At 53.2% G+C, this 14,515-nt stretch carries 11 protein-coding genes; 8 read left to right on the top strand and 3 right to left on the bottom strand.

Annotation, left to right across the window (positions count from 1 at the left end; translation table 11 throughout):
* The 7 genes from livM (at nucleotide 1) to AC6CHM_RS13425 (ending at nucleotide 10,216) form a co-directional block, all read left to right on the top strand.
* Nucleotides 1-1,407 (top strand): high-affinity branched-chain amino acid ABC transporter permease LivM, encoded by a 1,407-nt coding sequence (livM, locus tag AC6CHM_RS13455; protein ID WP_307281012.1) that lies wholly within the window; start codon nucleotides 1-3, stop codon nucleotides 1,405-1,407.
* A complete protein-coding gene (locus AC6CHM_RS13450; RefSeq protein WP_337354246.1) occupies nucleotides 1,407-2,933 on the top strand; it encodes an ATP-binding cassette domain-containing protein in 1,527 nt (508 codons plus the stop codon). Before livM ends, AC6CHM_RS13450 begins: the two co-directional genes overlap by 1 nt.
* Nucleotides 2,933-3,664, top strand: a complete 732-nt coding sequence (locus AC6CHM_RS13445) for an ABC transporter ATP-binding protein (protein WP_115054293.1) — start codon at nucleotides 2,933-2,935, stop codon at nucleotides 3,662-3,664. The genes AC6CHM_RS13450 and AC6CHM_RS13445 overlap by 1 nt, the downstream gene beginning before the upstream one ends.
* Nucleotides 3,665-3,706: 42 nt before the next feature.
* On the top strand, nucleotides 3,707-4,060 hold the full coding sequence (locus AC6CHM_RS13440) for a DUF6867 family protein (protein ID WP_115054292.1): 354 nt from the start codon (nucleotides 3,707-3,709) through the stop codon (nucleotides 4,058-4,060).
* 126 nt (nucleotides 4,061-4,186) lie between these two features.
* A complete protein-coding gene (locus AC6CHM_RS13435; protein ID WP_115054291.1) occupies nucleotides 4,187-5,302 on the top strand; it encodes a branched-chain amino acid ABC transporter substrate-binding protein in 1,116 nt (371 codons plus the stop codon).
* Between the two features lie 168 nt (nucleotides 5,303-5,470).
* Entirely contained in the window at nucleotides 5,471-8,929 is a 3,459-nt protein-coding gene (gene pyc / locus AC6CHM_RS13430) for a pyruvate carboxylase (RefSeq protein ID WP_336440434.1), read from the top strand.
* A gap of 120 nt (nucleotides 8,930-9,049) precedes the next feature.
* A complete protein-coding gene (locus tag AC6CHM_RS13425) occupies nucleotides 9,050-10,216 on the top strand; it encodes an MFS transporter (protein ID WP_162802614.1) in 1,167 nt (388 codons plus the stop codon).
* 36 nt (nucleotides 10,217-10,252) lie between these two features.
* On the opposite strand, the gene AC6CHM_RS13420 is transcribed toward AC6CHM_RS13425, so the two are convergent.
* Together AC6CHM_RS13420 and AC6CHM_RS13415 are read right to left on the bottom strand one after the other, a co-directional pair.
* On the bottom strand, nucleotides 10,253-11,353 hold the full coding sequence (locus AC6CHM_RS13420; RefSeq protein ID WP_307280999.1) for a patatin-like phospholipase family protein: 1,101 nt from the start codon (nucleotides 11,351-11,353) through the stop codon (nucleotides 10,253-10,255).
* Complete coding sequence (locus AC6CHM_RS13415) at nucleotides 11,353-12,132, bottom strand: 3-hydroxybutyrate dehydrogenase (protein WP_498173494.1); 780 nt, start codon at nucleotides 12,130-12,132, stop codon at nucleotides 11,353-11,355. Before AC6CHM_RS13415 ends, AC6CHM_RS13420 begins: the two co-directional genes overlap by 1 nt.
* A 201-nt stretch (nucleotides 12,133-12,333) precedes the next feature.
* Between AC6CHM_RS13415 and ispG the strand changes: the two genes are divergently transcribed.
* Complete coding sequence (gene ispG, locus AC6CHM_RS13410; RefSeq protein ID WP_498173675.1) at nucleotides 12,334-13,584, top strand: flavodoxin-dependent (E)-4-hydroxy-3-methylbut-2-enyl-diphosphate synthase; 1,251 nt, start codon at nucleotides 12,334-12,336, stop codon at nucleotides 13,582-13,584.
* Nucleotides 13,585-13,592: 8 nt separating this feature from the next.
* On the opposite strand, the gene AC6CHM_RS13405 is transcribed toward ispG, so the two are convergent.
* Nucleotides 13,593-14,510 carry a polyprenyl synthetase family protein gene (locus AC6CHM_RS13405; RefSeq protein ID WP_498173493.1) on the bottom strand — a complete coding sequence of 306 codons (918 nt, stop codon included), beginning with the start codon at nucleotides 14,508-14,510 and terminating at the stop codon, nucleotides 13,593-13,595.
* Nucleotides 14,511-14,515 lie beyond the last annotated feature (5 nt).

Below are 14,515 nucleotides of genomic sequence, written 5' to 3'. Positions count from 1 at the left end.
ATGGCCGATGTACAAACGTCTAACCCGGAATCTAATTTCGCCAAAGCGGTGAAAGAAGGACTGGTCGCTGCCGCCCTTGCCTTGGGATTGTTCCTTCTCATTGTCGGCTTTCGCACGGATCAGAATATTCGCAATGAGCTTGTGCTAAACCAGCGTTGGGGCCTGCTTGCGATATTTGTTCTGGTTGCTGGTGTCGGCCGGTTTCTGCTGACGGCATATGTCACGCCCTGGAATGCAGCACGCGCGCTGAGCAAGCGAACCGTTGCGGCAAAAGAGGCAAAAGAACAGTCTGCCTTTCGCAAGAGCTTTCCCAAAATCGGTCTTGCGCTGCTGTTTGTCTATCCATTTTTAGTGATCGGAACGCTTGCGCTCTATAATGGCTCGATGATGGGCGGACTGCAGGGCTCGCTCAAATATGTCGACAATTTCGGTATCCAGATTCTCATCTATGTCATGCTGGCATGGGGTCTGAACATTGTTATCGGACTGGCCGGGCTGCTGGATCTTGGCTATGTCGCCTTCTATGCGGTCGGGGCGTATTCCTACGCGTTGCTGTCGTCGCATTTTGGTCTGTCATTCTGGCTTCTCTTGCCCATGGCAGGTATCTTCGCTGCATTGTGGGGTATCGTGCTGGGCTTTCCGGTCCTGCGCCTGCGCGGCGACTATCTTGCCATCGTAACCCTGGCCTTCGGTGAAATCATTCGCCTTGTGCTGATCAACTGGACCGTCGTTACCAAGGGTACATTCGGTATTTCCGGTATCGCCAAGGCAACATTGTTCGGCATTCCGTTCACGCCCGGACCCGGCGGCTTCGCCAATTTGCTCGGCCTGCCCAATTCCGGCGTCTATTACAAAATATTCCTCTATTACCTGATCCTGCTTCTGGCACTTTTGACGGCCTGGGTGACCATACGCCTGCGCCGCATGCCGATCGGTCGCGCATGGGAAGCTTTGCGCGAGGATGAAATCGCCTGCCGCTCGCTCGGTATCAATACCACAACCACCAAGCTGACGGCCTTTGCCACAGGCGCGATGTTCGGCGGTTTTGCCGGATCGTTCTTCGCCGCGCGTCAGGGCTTTGTCAGCCCGGAAAGTTTCGTCTTCCTCGAATCTGCAATTATTCTTGCGATTGTGGTTCTGGGCGGCATGGGTTCGCTCGTCGGTATTGCGATTGCTGCTGCTGTCATGATCGGCGGTACGGAACTATTGCGCGAGCTTGAATTCCTCAAGCACATTTTCGGCAATGATTTTACGCCGGAGCTCTACCGCATGCTGTTGTTCGGTTTGGCCATGATTGTGGTCATGGTGTGGAAGCCGCGAGGTTTTGTGGGGAACCGTGAACCAAGTGCATTCCTGCACAAACGAAAACTGGTATCGAGCGAATTCACCAAAGAAGGGCACGGCTGATGGTTTCGGAAGTGCAAAAAAATAACAACGCAATTTTGCGTGTAGAGCGCCTGTCAATGAAGTTTGGTGGCCTGATCGCCATCAACGATCTGAACTTCGAGGCCAAGCGCGGTGCCATCACCGCACTGATCGGCCCCAACGGAGCAGGCAAGACAACGGTCTTCAACTGCATCACCGGCTTCTACAAGCCGACTGAAGGCATGTTGACCATGACCCGCCAGAATGGTGAGGAATATCTGCTTGAACGCATGGCGGATTTTGTCATTACCAAGAAGGCGAAAGTGGCGCGTACTTTCCAGAATATCCGGCTGTTTTCCGGCCTGACTGTTCTGGAGAATCTGCTCGTTGCCCAGCACAATCCTTTGATGCTGTCATCGGGCTATACGATACTCGGGTTGCTCGGCTTTCCGACCTACAAAAAGGCCGCGGCTGACGCGATTGAGAAAGCCAGGTTCTGGCTGGAAAAGATCAATCTTGTGGATCGAGCCGATGATCCTGCTGGCGATCTTCCCTATGGTGCGCAGCGCCGTCTGGAAATTGCGCGTGCCATGTGCACCGAACCGGAATTGCTTTGCCTTGATGAACCAGCTGCTGGCCTCAATGCACGTGAATCGGCTGAGCTTAACAAGCTTCTGCTCGACATTCGCGACGAGACAGGCACATCCATCCTTTTGATCGAGCACGATATGTCGGTTGTGATGGAAATTTCCGATCATGTCGTCGTGCTCGAATATGGCACCAAGATTTCTGACGGCACGCCGGATAGCGTGAAGAACGATCCAAAGGTTATTGCGGCCTATCTCGGCGTTGAAGACGAAGAAATCGTCGAGATGCTTGAGCAGGCAGAAGCTGCTGGTGTTGACGACCTGACTGCTGCCGTCGATCTCATGTCGAGCGAAGCTATTCATGAATTGGAAGAAACCCATCCGGATGCGGCGGCTGTCAGCCTCGTTACCACGGGACCGGCTCGCCCGGCAAAACCCGCAGCAGCGAAAAAACAGTCTGTAGCCAAGCCGGCACGGACAACGGCGTCCACGGCGACGGGAACTTCAGAAGCCAAGCCAGCAGCGAAGAAAACGCCAGTGAAAGCTGCACCAGCCAAAGCTGAACCAGCAAAACCCGTCGCTACAAGGCCCGCTGCACCCAAGAAAGCCGCCCCCGCTGCAGCAGCACCAGCGGCTGCAAAAAAGCCTGCACCAAAGGCGCCAGCCAAAGCTGCGGCTTCGGCCTCACAGATCAAGGCAGGCGCGACAGCCAATGCGCTGGCGGCACCACGTGGCGGGAAAGCCGACAGATTGATCGATATCAAGGGCATTGGGCCGGTTAATGAGCGCAAGCTCAACGAGCACGGCATATTTCACTTCGATCAGATTGCTTCCTGGAAGAAAGCGGATGTTATTGCGGCCGAGGCCTATCTGGCATTTGACGGGCGCATTGCTCGCGAAGACTGGATTGGCCAAGCCAAGGCCATGGCCAAGGCAAGCCAAAAGAAACCGGCACCCAAGAAGAGCGGAGGAGCTGAATAATGGCGGAGAATAAAGCTCTTCTCAGCATCGAGAATGTCGAGACCTATTATGGCAATATCCGTGCGCTGAGCGGTGTGACCGTTCATGCGGATGCGGGTGAGATCGTCACGCTGATCGGCGCCAATGGCGCAGGCAAATCAACGCTGATGATGACGATTTTCGGCATGCCCCGCGCGCGCTCGGGCCGCATCATGTTCGATGGCAAGGATATCACGCAGTTGCCGACGCATGAGATCGCAAGGCTGCGCATTGCACAATCTCCTGAAGGCAGACGGATTTTCCCGCGCATGACCGTGCAGGAAAATCTGCAGATGGGTGCCAGTCTCGACAAGCTGGAATATTTCGATGAGGACGTGCGCAAGGTCTTCGACCTGTTTCCGCGTCTCAAGGAACGTATCAATCAACGTGGCGGAACGCTTTCGGGTGGTGAGCAGCAGATGCTCGCCATTGGCCGCGCGCTGATGGCCCGGCCCCGGCTGCTGCTGTTGGATGAACCTTCGCTTGGCCTGGCTCCCCTGATCATCAAGCATATTTTCGAGGCGATCAAGGAACTCAACAAGACAACCGGCCTGACCGTGTTTCTGGTCGAGCAGAATGCCTTTGGTGCGTTGAAGCTTGCCGACCGCGGTTATGTGATGGTCAACGGCATTGTGACGATGAGCGGCGCGAGCAAGGACCTTCTGGCCAATCCGGAAGTGCGGGCGGCCTATCTCGAAGGCGGGCGTCACTGACAAGACAAGACGGCTCAAAAGGGCCGCAAGGAGAACTTCGCCATGCAGGGCATATTATACGAAGAACCTTCCATCTGGCTGTTCATTCTGGTCACCTGCGTCATGGGTGGCTGGGCCGCATGGATGGCTGGACGGGCTTGCGCCAAGACGTGGCGGCCAATCGCTATCCTTGTCTTCTACATGCTGCTGCTGGGCGTTGGTGTACGCTTCATCCATTTTGCCCTTTTCGGCGGCACAATGGTCACGCTGCACTATTACATCATCGACACTATCGTTCTCATCATCATCGGAACACTGGGGTATAAGTACACAAGAACAAACCAGATGGTGAGGCAATATCACTGGCTCTACGAAAAAGTTTCTCCTTTCAATTGGAAGGAAAGAACAGGAGCCTGATCTATCCCGCTGATGCGAAATGAATCAGCGTGACAACCGCCGGAAAATCGGCAAATGTAGTCTTAAGCGATGCCAAAAATCGTCGCGAGGGGTTTGGTAAGTACCTAGAAAAATGGGAGTTTTCAAATGAAGAAGTCACTGTTTTCAGGCGTTGCATTCGCTGCGATGCTCGCTCTGAGCAGCAACGCCTATGCTGACCTTCTAATCGGTGTTGGTGGCCCAATGACCGGCCCGAATGCTGCATTTGGTGCGCAGCTACAGAAGGGCGCAGAGGCAGCCGTTGCGGCAATCAATGCCGCTGGCGGCGTAAATGGCGAGCAGATCAAGCTTTCGCTCGGCGATGACGTTTCCGATCCAAAGCAGGGTATTTCGGTTGCCAATAAATTTGTTGCAGACGGCGTGAAGTTTGTTGTCGGTCACTTCAACTCCGGCGTTTCAATCCCGGCTTCTGAAGTTTACGCGGAAAACGGCATTCTGGAAATCACACCAGCTGCGACCAACCCGGTATTCACTGAACGCGGTCTGTGGAACACATTCCGTACATGCGGCCGTGATGACCAGCAGGGCGTCGTTGCCGGCGGTTACATTGCCGAAAAGTTCAAGGATGCCAAAATCGCTGTCGTTCATGACAAGACACCATATGGCCAGGGTCTTGCTGACGAAACCAAGAAGACACTGAATGCAAAGGGTGTAACCGAAGCCCTTTATGAAGGTGTCAATGTTGGCGACAAGGATTTCTCCGCGCTTATCGCCAAGGCGAAACAAGCTGGTGTAACTGTTCTTTATTGGGGCGGTCTGCACACGGAAGCTGGTCTGATCATTCGCCAGCTCGCCGATCAGGGCCTGAAAGTTACATTCATTTCCGGTGACGGCATCGTATCGAACGAATTGGCTTCAATTGCTGGTGATGCAGTTGCAGGCACGTTGAATACGTTCGGTCCAGATCCAAGCAAGGATCCTGCAAACAAGGAACTCGTTGAGAAATTCCGCGCACAGGGCTTCGAACCAGAAGCTTACACGCTGTATTCCTACGCAGCGACGCAGGTTATTGCCGCAGCAGCAACACTTGCCAAGTCCAATGATCCTGAAACCGTCGCCAAGACGATGAAGGAAAAAGGACCATTCAAGACTGTGCTCGGTGACATTGCTTTCGACGAAAAGGGCGATCCAAAGCTTCCAGGCTACGTCATGTACGAATGGAAGAAGGGCGAAGACGGCAAGTATACCTATACACAGCAGTAATTTTCCTGCCTTTGACATTAGCGAATGCCCGGTCTTGTACCGGGCATTTTGCTATTGGAAATTTCCTGTTCCTGTGATCAATATGTATTGTTTGCACTGCAGCAATCTTTCAGCCGTCTTAAAAACCTCAAATCAATTTTGATTTGCTTCTCGCCCGGAGTTTTCATTTTGCCCATCAAGAAAATCCTCGTCGCCAATCGATCAGAAATTGCCATCCGCGTATTCCGTGCGGCCAATGAGCTTGGCATGAAAACCGTGGCGATATGGGCGGAAGAGGACAAACTTGCCTTGCATCGATTCAAGGCTGATGAATCCTATCAGGTTGGTCGTGGTCCGCATCTGGCAAAGGATATGGGACCAATCGAGAGTTATCTGTCGATTGAAGAAATAATTCGCGTAGCGCGGCTGTCGGGTGCTGATGCAATCCACCCTGGCTACGGACTTTTGTCAGAAAGCCCGGAATTTGCTGATGCGTGCGCAGAAGCCGGCATAACATTTATCGGCCCAAAGCCTGAAACCATGCGCCGCCTTGGCAATAAGGTTGCTGCCCGCAATCTGGCAATTGAAATTGGTGTCCCGGTTGTGCCTGCAACGGAACCTTTGCCGGATGACATGGATACCATCAAGGAGATGGCGGAGAAGATCGGCTATCCGGTGATGCTCAAAGCTTCTTGGGGCGGCGGCGGTCGCGGCATGCGGGCCATCTTCAAGCCGGAGGATATTGCCCGTGAAGTCACCGAAGGCAAACGCGAGGCCAAAGCAGCCTTTGGCAAAGACGAAGTTTATCTGGAAAAACTGGTCCAGCGCGCCAGACACGTTGAAGTACAGATATTGGGCGACACGCATGGAAATGCGGTTCATCTGTTCGAACGCGACTGCTCGATTCAGAGACGTAACCAGAAAGTGGTTGAACGTGCCCCAGCGCCTTATCTCAGTGAGGAACAGCGCAAGGAGATCGCCGATTACGGCCTGAAGATCGCCAAGGAGACGGCCTATATCGGTGCTGGAACCATCGAATTTCTGATGGATGCAGATACCAATGAATTCTATTTCATCGAAGTGAATCCGCGTATTCAGGTCGAACACACGGTTACTGAAGAAGTAACCGGTATTGATATTGTCAAAGCGCAGATCCGTATTCTTGAGGGCGCAACGATTGGTACGCCGGAATCCGGGGTTCCTGCCCAAAAAGATATCCGGCTAAATGGTCATGCCTTGCAATGCCGCATCACAACGGAAGATCCGGAGCAGAATTTCATTCCCGACTATGGCCGTATCACTGCCTATCGCGGGGCAACGGGCTTCGGCATACGTCTTGATGGTGGAACTGCCTATTCCGGCGCGGTCATCACACGCTTTTATGACCCGCTGCTCGAGAAGATAACCGCCTGGTCTCCAACCGCTGAGGAAACCATCCACCGCATGCATCGTGCCTTGCGGGAGTTCCGCATTCGCGGTGTTGCAACGAACCTGACATTTCTAGAAGCAATCATTACCCACCCCAAGTTCACGGATAATACTTACACAACGAAGTTTATCGACACGACGCCAGAACTGTTTGAGCAAGTTAAACGTCAGGACCGTGCGACCAAGCTTCTGACCTACCTTGCTGATGTGACTGTGAACGGCCATCCGGAAACCAAGGGACGGGCAGTCCCGCCTGCCGAGGCAGCATTGCCGCGCGTTCCATTTATCGAAACGCCTATTCCGGATGGGACAAAACAGCTTCTTGATCAGTTAGGGCCGAAAAAATTCGCGGAATGGATGCGCAACGAAAAACGCGTCTTGTTCACCGATACCACCATGCGCGACGGCCATCAGTCGTTGCTTGCTACACGTATGCGCACCTATGATATTGCGCGTGTTGCAGGCACTTATGCGCGCGCTCTGCCACAACTTTTCTCACTGGAATGTTGGGGCGGCGCGACGTTTGATGTGTCAATGCGGTTTTTGACGGAAGATCCTTGGGAGCGGCTGGCGGAAATCCGTGAGCAGGCGCCAAACATCCTGCTCCAGATGTTGCTGCGGGGAGCCAATGGTGTTGGCTATAAAAGTTACCCGGATAATGTTGTAAAGTATTTTGTCCAACAGGCCGCACGCGGTGGAATTGATGTATTCCGCGTCTTCGACAGTTTGAACTGGGTCGAAAACATGCGTGTGAGCATGGATGCGGTGCTGGAGGAGAACAAGCTTTGTGAGGCCGCGATCTGCTACACGGGCGATATTCTAAACTCCGCCCGACCGAAATATGATCTCAAATATTATGTTGATCTGGCACAGCAGGTGGAGAAGGCCGGAGCGCATATCATAGCGGTCAAGGACATGGCTGGTCTATTGAAGCCAGGCGCCGCCAAGGTGCTTTTCAAGGCTTTGCGAGAAGCTACGGACTTGCCATTACACTTCCATACCCATGACACGTCCGGCATTGCCGCAGCCACTGTTCTGGCGGCGGTGGATGCTGGCGTCGATGTGGTCGATGCCGCTATGGATGCGCTTTCAGGGAATACTTCACAGCCTTGCCTTGGCTCCATTGTGGAAGCGCTGAAAGGAACGGAACGTGATCCGGGTCTTGATCCAGAATGGATTCGCCGGATTTCGTTCTATTGGGAAGCTGTGCGCACGCAGTATGCCGCATTTGAGAGTGACTTGAAGGGGCCTGCCTCGGAAGTCTATCTGCACGAAATGCCGGGTGGCCAGTTTACCAATCTCAAAGAACAGGCCCGCTCGCTTGGCTTGGAAACGCGCTGGCACGAAGTGGCGCAAGCCTATGCGGACGTCAACCAGATGTTTGGCGATATCGTCAAAGTAACGCCGTCATCGAAGGTTGTTGGTGATATGGCTCTGATGATGGTGAGCCAGGATCTTTCGGTCGAAGACGTGAAGAATCCGGAGAAGGATATTTCTTTTCCCGACTCCGTTGTTTCGATGATGCGCGGTGATCTGGGCCAACCGCCACAAGGCTGGCCAAAGGAAATCCAGAAAAAGATATTGAAGGACGAGAAGCCCTTTACCGAGCGTCCCGGCGCGTTGCTGGCGGCTGCGGATCTTGCTGCGGAACGCAAGGAAATCGAAGAGAAGCTGGAGCGCAAAATCAGCGATCAGGAATTTGCGTCCTATCTGATGTATCCCAAAGTGTTCACTGATTTTGCTGTGACGCACAATACATATGGTCCAACCAGCGTCTTGCCAACGCCTGTCTATTTTTATGGTCTGGGACAGGAAGAGGAAGTCTTTCTTACCATTGAACGCGGGAAGACCCTGGTTGTGCGCAATCAAGCCGTGGGCGAGACGGATGAAAAGGGCATGCGCACGGTCTTCTTTGAGATGAATGGTCAACCGCGGCGCGTCAAAGTTCCTGACAGAACCCACGGGGCTAGTGGTGCCGGCGTAAGACGTAAGGCAGAGCTTACCAATGAGAAGCATGTTGGCGCGCCGATGCCGGGCATTGTATCGACTGTTGGCGTCTCGGCAGGCCAGAAAGTTAATGCGGGTGACGTTCTTCTATCGATTGAAGCGATGAAGATGGAAACTGCACTGCGTGCGGAGCGTGACGGGGTGGTCGCAGAAGTGCTTGTTCGTTCAGGCGATCAAATCGACGCAAAGGACCTAATGATCGTCTATGAATGAGTCGATTGCGCAGAATTCATCTCAATTTTGTTCATATATGATCAAAAAGAGTGATTTGACAGGAAATTAAATCGATTTAAAAGTTCGGGCGACCGCAATTTTCGTATGGCAGTGAAATCAATGGATGCTTCTGTTTATCGCAAACGTGCCGTATATGGCCGTTGGGCTGTTGCCTGCGCGTTTTTCTTCAATGGTTTCCTCGTCGGCAGTTGGGCACCACAAATACCAGTATTCATGACGCGTTTGAATATTAGCGAATTTACGCTCGGTCTGATGATATTGATTTTCGGAGTTGGCGCGCTCGTTGCCATGCCTTGGTGCGGCTATCTGATAGGCAGGTTTGGTTCGCGTGCCGTCGTTAAAGGCTTTGCCTTCTTTTGTTCGTTTTCGCTTCTTCTGGTTGCCCTGGCGCCGAATCTCATCACCGCAGCACCGGCGCTCTTCCTTTTTGGTGCCGTCATTGGCGCCATGGATGTTGCAATGAATGCCAATGCAGTTGAGGTCGAAAAACAACTATCGCGTGCCGTCATGTCATCCTCGCATGGTTTTTGGAGTCTTGGCGGTTTTGCGGGAGGTGCTCTCGGCGGCTTCCTCATCGAAGCGCAGGGACATTTGATCCACGCAATTGTGGTGACGGCGATTGCAATTGTTCTGGGACTGGTGGCGTTCCGGCATATGATCACTGAAGATAAACCGGTCGTTCATGAAAAGCAGAAGCTCTCCTTCCCCACCAATCCGCTGATTTATCTTATTGGACTGATGGCCTTGTTCTCCATGGTCCCTGAGGGATCGGTTCTCGACTGGGCCGCCCTCTATCTGCAGCAGGAAAAAGGGGCGGATATAGCAACCGCCGGACTCGCATTCGCTGCATTCTCGGGCACAATGTCAATTATGAGGTTCCTTGGCGATGGCGTGCGTAACCGTTTTGGCGCTGTGAGAACCTTGCGCATCTCCGCTCTCATTGGCGCTTCCGGACTTTTGGTCGCGAGCATTGCACCGACGCCATGGATAGCAATTCTCGCCTTTGCATTTTCGGGCCTCGGCATTGCAAATATGGTACCGATCGCCTTTTCCGCCGCAGGCAATCAACCGGGCACATCATCCGGCATAGCGCTTAGCATGGTAACGCTGATGGGCTATTCGGGAATATTGGTTGCGCCTTCAGCGATCGGATTCGTCGGTGGACGCACAGGTTTCGGCCCTATCTATATGGTGCTTGCCGCGCTGCTCATCGTCGTTTTTCTGATGGCTAACCTTGCCGCTACCGCCGATCGGGCAAAGAATTAGAGCAAGTTTGTTTATGAAACCTCGCCAAAAACTGCTCTAGGCGGCTGGCTTTTTGCGCTGAATGAGGAAGTCAGTAACCCGTCTGCCAGGCTTCTTCTTCTTCAAGCCAATATTCATTTCCGGCGCAAGCTCATCTGAAAGGTCGAGTGTTTCGTGTTCGCCGATTGCGTCGAAATGTTCTTCAAGCCAGTCTTCGGCCGCTGCCCGGCCAAGATCACGAAGATATTCGAGAAATGCCCATTCCGCATTGATTTTGGATGAGGCCGAAAGGCCTGCCAATGCTTCGTCCGCATCAATCCTGTGCATGCGAATGTTGCGGTATTCCCCATGCTCGATTCTGCCCGCTTTGATCAGCGAGTTGACAAAGGCAATTGAGCGGAATTCCCGTAAAAGCGCGGCATTGAAGGTAATCTCGTCAATGCGATCGGTAATATCGCGGGCCGTCTGCGGTGTTCCTCTGCGCTCGATAGGATTGATCTGGATCAGGAGTACATCTTCACTGGCGCCGGAATAGAAAAACGGAAACAAGGCCGGGTTGCCACCATAACCACCATCCCAGTAGGGTTGGCCGTCAATTTCCACAGCCTGGAAAATATAGGGAAGACATGCGGATGCCATGATGACATCGGCATTGAGCTCACTCTGTGAGAAAACCCGCAATCGTCCGCTTTCGACATTCGTCGCAGAAATGAAAAGCTTAAGCGCCGAACAGGCTTTCACCCGTTCGAAGTCTATTTCTTTCTCCACCAGATCGCGAAGCGGGTTCAGATTGAGCGGATTGTATTCATAAGGCGAGAACATCCGGGTGATATTCTCGAAAATATTGTAACCAATGCCGTTTTCGACAGACCAATTGCCGAAGAAGACATCCCATGGCGTGCGTTGCACAGGGCTGAAGCGCCCGCTACGACCAACCGCCCGCCAGAACTCGTGAAGCTTGGCCCGCGCGCCTTCGGGACCATTTTGTGACCATCCGTCGGCAAGTGCTACGGCATTCATGGCACCGGCGCTGGTGCCGGAGATGCCTTCGATAGTCAGCCGGCCGTCTTCAAGAATGCGATCAAGAACGCCCCAGGTGAAGGCCCCGTGAGAACCGCCACCCTGTAAGGCAACATTGATGGTTTTGGGCTTGGCCATTATGCAGCAGTCCAACCGCCATCGACAGATATAGATGTTCCTGTAATCTGTGCGGCGGCATCACTGGCCAGAAACACGACTGTAGCACCGATCTGGTCTACTGTCGCAAACTCCTTGGTTGCCTGTTTCTCAAGCATAACGTCGCGAATAACGGTTTCACGATCCATGTTATGCGCTTTCATTTGATCGGGAATCTGCGCTTCGACTAAAGGAGTAAGTACATAACCGGGGCAAATCGCATTGCTGGTGATATGCTGTTCAGCAACTTCGAGCGCGACAGTCTTGGTAAAGCCGATGACACCATGTTTGGCAGCAACATAGGCGGATTTGAAAGGCGAGGCACGCAGCCCGTGAGCGGATGCGATATTGATGATCCGGCCCCAGCCAGCCTTCTTCATATGGGGTAAGGCGGCGGCAGTGGTGTGGAAGGCAGATGTCAGATTGATCGCAATGATTGCATCCCATTTTTCAACGGGGAATTCATCGACCGGGGCAACAAACTGAATACCAGCATTATTTACCAGCACATCGACAGTGCCAAATTTCTCGGCTGATTTTTCGACCAGCGCGCCGCAGTCGGCTCCATTGGACATGTCGGCCTTGATATAAACAACACCAGTTGAGTATCTTTCAGCAAGTTCTTGGGCGAGTGCATGGTCTTCTGGCCGGTCGGTAAACGAATTTATCACGACATTATAACCCGCCGCCGCAAGCGCATGTGCTGCCCCAAGGCCAATGCCTGAATTCGAACCGGTAATAATAGCTGTCTTTTTGGCCATGATTTAAGCTTCCTGAACTGCAATAGGTTTCTGCGACCCGTGCGAGGAATATATTGCATTGCAGCAAAATTACTAGATTGCGATCATGAACACTTTGTCATGCGGTTTTTTTGCCAGCCATTGGGGCAATAGGCTAATGTTGCTTGGTGTTGACAAATGGCCGTGTCTGCGCCACCTGAACAGCATCTTTGGAGCTTGATGATGTCCGACTATATTTCGCAACCTTTTGCCCGGCGCTCGTCGATTGGTGTCGATGTGGGCGGCGTTATGGTTGGTGGTGGTGCCCCGGTTGTCGTTCAGTCCATGACAAACACCGATACAGCGGATGTGGATGGAACTGTTGCACAGGTTGCCGCGCTATCACGTGCGGGTTCGCAGATTGTGCGCATTACGGTAGATCGCGATGAATCCGCTGCGGCTGTTCCACGTATTCGGGAGAGACTCGATCGGCTTGGCTTGAATGTGCCACTTGTCGGGGATTTTCATTATATCGGGCATAAATTACTGGCCGATCATCCGGCGTGCGCCGAAGCATTGGCAAAATACCGGATCAATCCCGGAAATGTGGGCTTTAAAGATAAGAAAGATGCGCAATTCGGTGCCATTATCGAAATGGCAGTCCGCTATGACAAGCCTGTGCGTATTGGCGTTAATTGGGGATCGCTCGATCAGGAACTGCTCACAGTCCTGATGGATAAAAACAGTGAGGCAGGTTCGCCGCTGACAGCCGAAGCCGTTGTGCGCGAGGCGATTGTCCAGTCTGCCTTGATCTCATCGCAATTGGCGGAAGAAATTGGTTTGCCGCGCTCAAAGATCATTCTTTCGGCGAAGGTGAGCCAGGTCCAGGATTTGATTGCTGTCTACGCTGAGCTGGCACGCCGATGCGACCATGCATTGCATTTGGGGCTAACTGAAGCTGGCATGGGAACAAAGGGGATAGTGGCTTCATCAGCCGCCATGGGCATTCTCTTGCAGCAGGGTATTGGCGATACGATACGCATTTCATTGACACCCGAGCCTGGCGGAGACCGTACGCGGGAAGTCCAGGTGGCGCAGGAACTGCTGCAAACCATGGGTTTTCGTCAGTTTATTCCCATTGTTGCTGCCTGTCCCGGCTGCGGCCGCACAACGTCAACAGTATTTCAGGAGCTGGCGCAGTCTATTCAAAGCGATATCCGGACAAACATGCCGATCTGGCGCGAGAAATATCCCGGCGTTGAATCTTTGAACGTGGCCGTCATGGGCTGCATCGTCAATGGTCCTGGCGAATCCAAAATGGCTGATATTGGAATATCGTTGCCCGGAACCGGTGAAACACCATCCGCACCAGTGTTTGTCGATGGCAAGAAAGTTGCGACACTACGTGGTGCAGGCATCGCTCAAGAATTCCAGAAAATGGTTGCAGATTATATCGAAAATCGATTTGGACAGGGCAGCCAGGCCGCCGAATAGCAAGGCTGCTAGTTCTTCCGCTCGGCAATAAAGCGCGCCGCTTCCTTTAAAAGCCCGGCCTTCTCGCCGAAAGGTTCAAGCAAAAGCTGCGCTTGCTCGACAAGACCTGATAGCTGGCGCTTCGTCCATTCGATCCCATGAATGGAAACAAGTGTGGCTTTGCCGGCTGCCACATCCTTCCCTGTCGCCTTACCCATATTGCCAGCATCAGAAGTCACGTCCAGCAGGTCGTCGGCAAGTTGGAATGCCAGACCGATAGCAGAGCCATATTCGGCAAGGCGTTCGCGCTCGCGCTGGTCAGCATTGCCAATAATGGCACCAGCTTCACACGCAAACCTGATAAGGGCTCCGGTTTTCATTGCTTGAAGCCGAATGATACCCTGCTCATCAGGCTTCACTTTTTCAGCTTCCAGATCAAGCGTCTGACCGCCTGTCATGCCGCCAATTCCTGCGGAACGCGCCAGCTCTGTTATGAGCGAGAGGCGCGCCTGAGCGCTGATTTCGGTTGCCTCGCTTGCGACGAGTTCAAAGGCATAAGTCAGAAGGCTGTCACCGGCAAGTATCGCTGCGGCTTCATCAAATTTGCGATGAACAGTGGGCTGTCCCCGGCGCAAATCATCATTGTCCATAGCAGGCAGATCGTCGTGAACGAGCGAATAGCTGTGGATGCATTCCAGCGCTGCTGCAACCCGCAAAGCCGCCGAATTGTCGGCGCCAAACAATGCTGCGCTTTCCATGACCAGAAAAGGCCGAAGCCGTTTTCCGCCGTTGAGAACCCCATGTCTCATTGCCGCGAGCAATCTTGGTGGGCGCGTAATCTCACCGCTCTGCGGACGGTCGGATAAGAGCTCTGACAGCAACATCTCCACAGATGCTGCCCGTTGCTGCAAACTTAGCTGAAAAAGTGAGAAATCATTATCGTGCATGGTTG

The organism is Phyllobacterium sp. GQ127 (assembly GCF_059758635.1).
The sequence above is the reverse complement of the archived record's forward strand: the minus strand, read 5'-3'. Positions and strand labels throughout refer to the sequence as shown.

Bases quoted from the DNA above. Each gene is read 5' to 3' on its own strand.
- AC6CHM_RS13435 (WP_115054291.1), top strand. From the start codon at position 4,187: ATGAAGAAGTCACTGTTTTCAGGCGTTGCATTCGCTGCGATGCTCGCT.
- AC6CHM_RS13405 (WP_498173493.1), bottom strand. From the start codon at position 14,510: ATGCACGATAATGATTTCTCACTTTTTCAGCTAAGTTTGCAGCAACGG.
- livM (WP_307281012.1), top strand. From the start codon at position 1: ATGGCCGATGTACAAACGTCTAACCCGGAATCTAATTTCGCCAAAGCG.
- AC6CHM_RS13415 (WP_498173494.1), bottom strand. From the start codon at position 12,132: ATGGCCAAAAAGACAGCTATTATTACCGGTTCGAATTCAGGCATTGGC.
- AC6CHM_RS13440 (WP_115054292.1), top strand. From the start codon at position 3,707: ATGCAGGGCATATTATACGAAGAACCTTCCATCTGGCTGTTCATTCTG.
- AC6CHM_RS13445 (WP_115054293.1), top strand. From the start codon at position 2,933: ATGGCGGAGAATAAAGCTCTTCTCAGCATCGAGAATGTCGAGACCTAT.
- AC6CHM_RS13450 (WP_337354246.1), top strand. From the start codon at position 1,407: ATGGTTTCGGAAGTGCAAAAAAATAACAACGCAATTTTGCGTGTAGAG.
- AC6CHM_RS13420 (WP_307280999.1), bottom strand. From the start codon at position 11,353: ATGGCCAAGCCCAAAACCATCAATGTTGCCTTACAGGGTGGCGGTTCT.
- AC6CHM_RS13425 (WP_162802614.1), top strand. From the start codon at position 9,050: ATGGATGCTTCTGTTTATCGCAAACGTGCCGTATATGGCCGTTGGGCT.
- ispG (WP_498173675.1), top strand. From the start codon at position 12,334: ATGTCCGACTATATTTCGCAACCTTTTGCCCGGCGCTCGTCGATTGGT.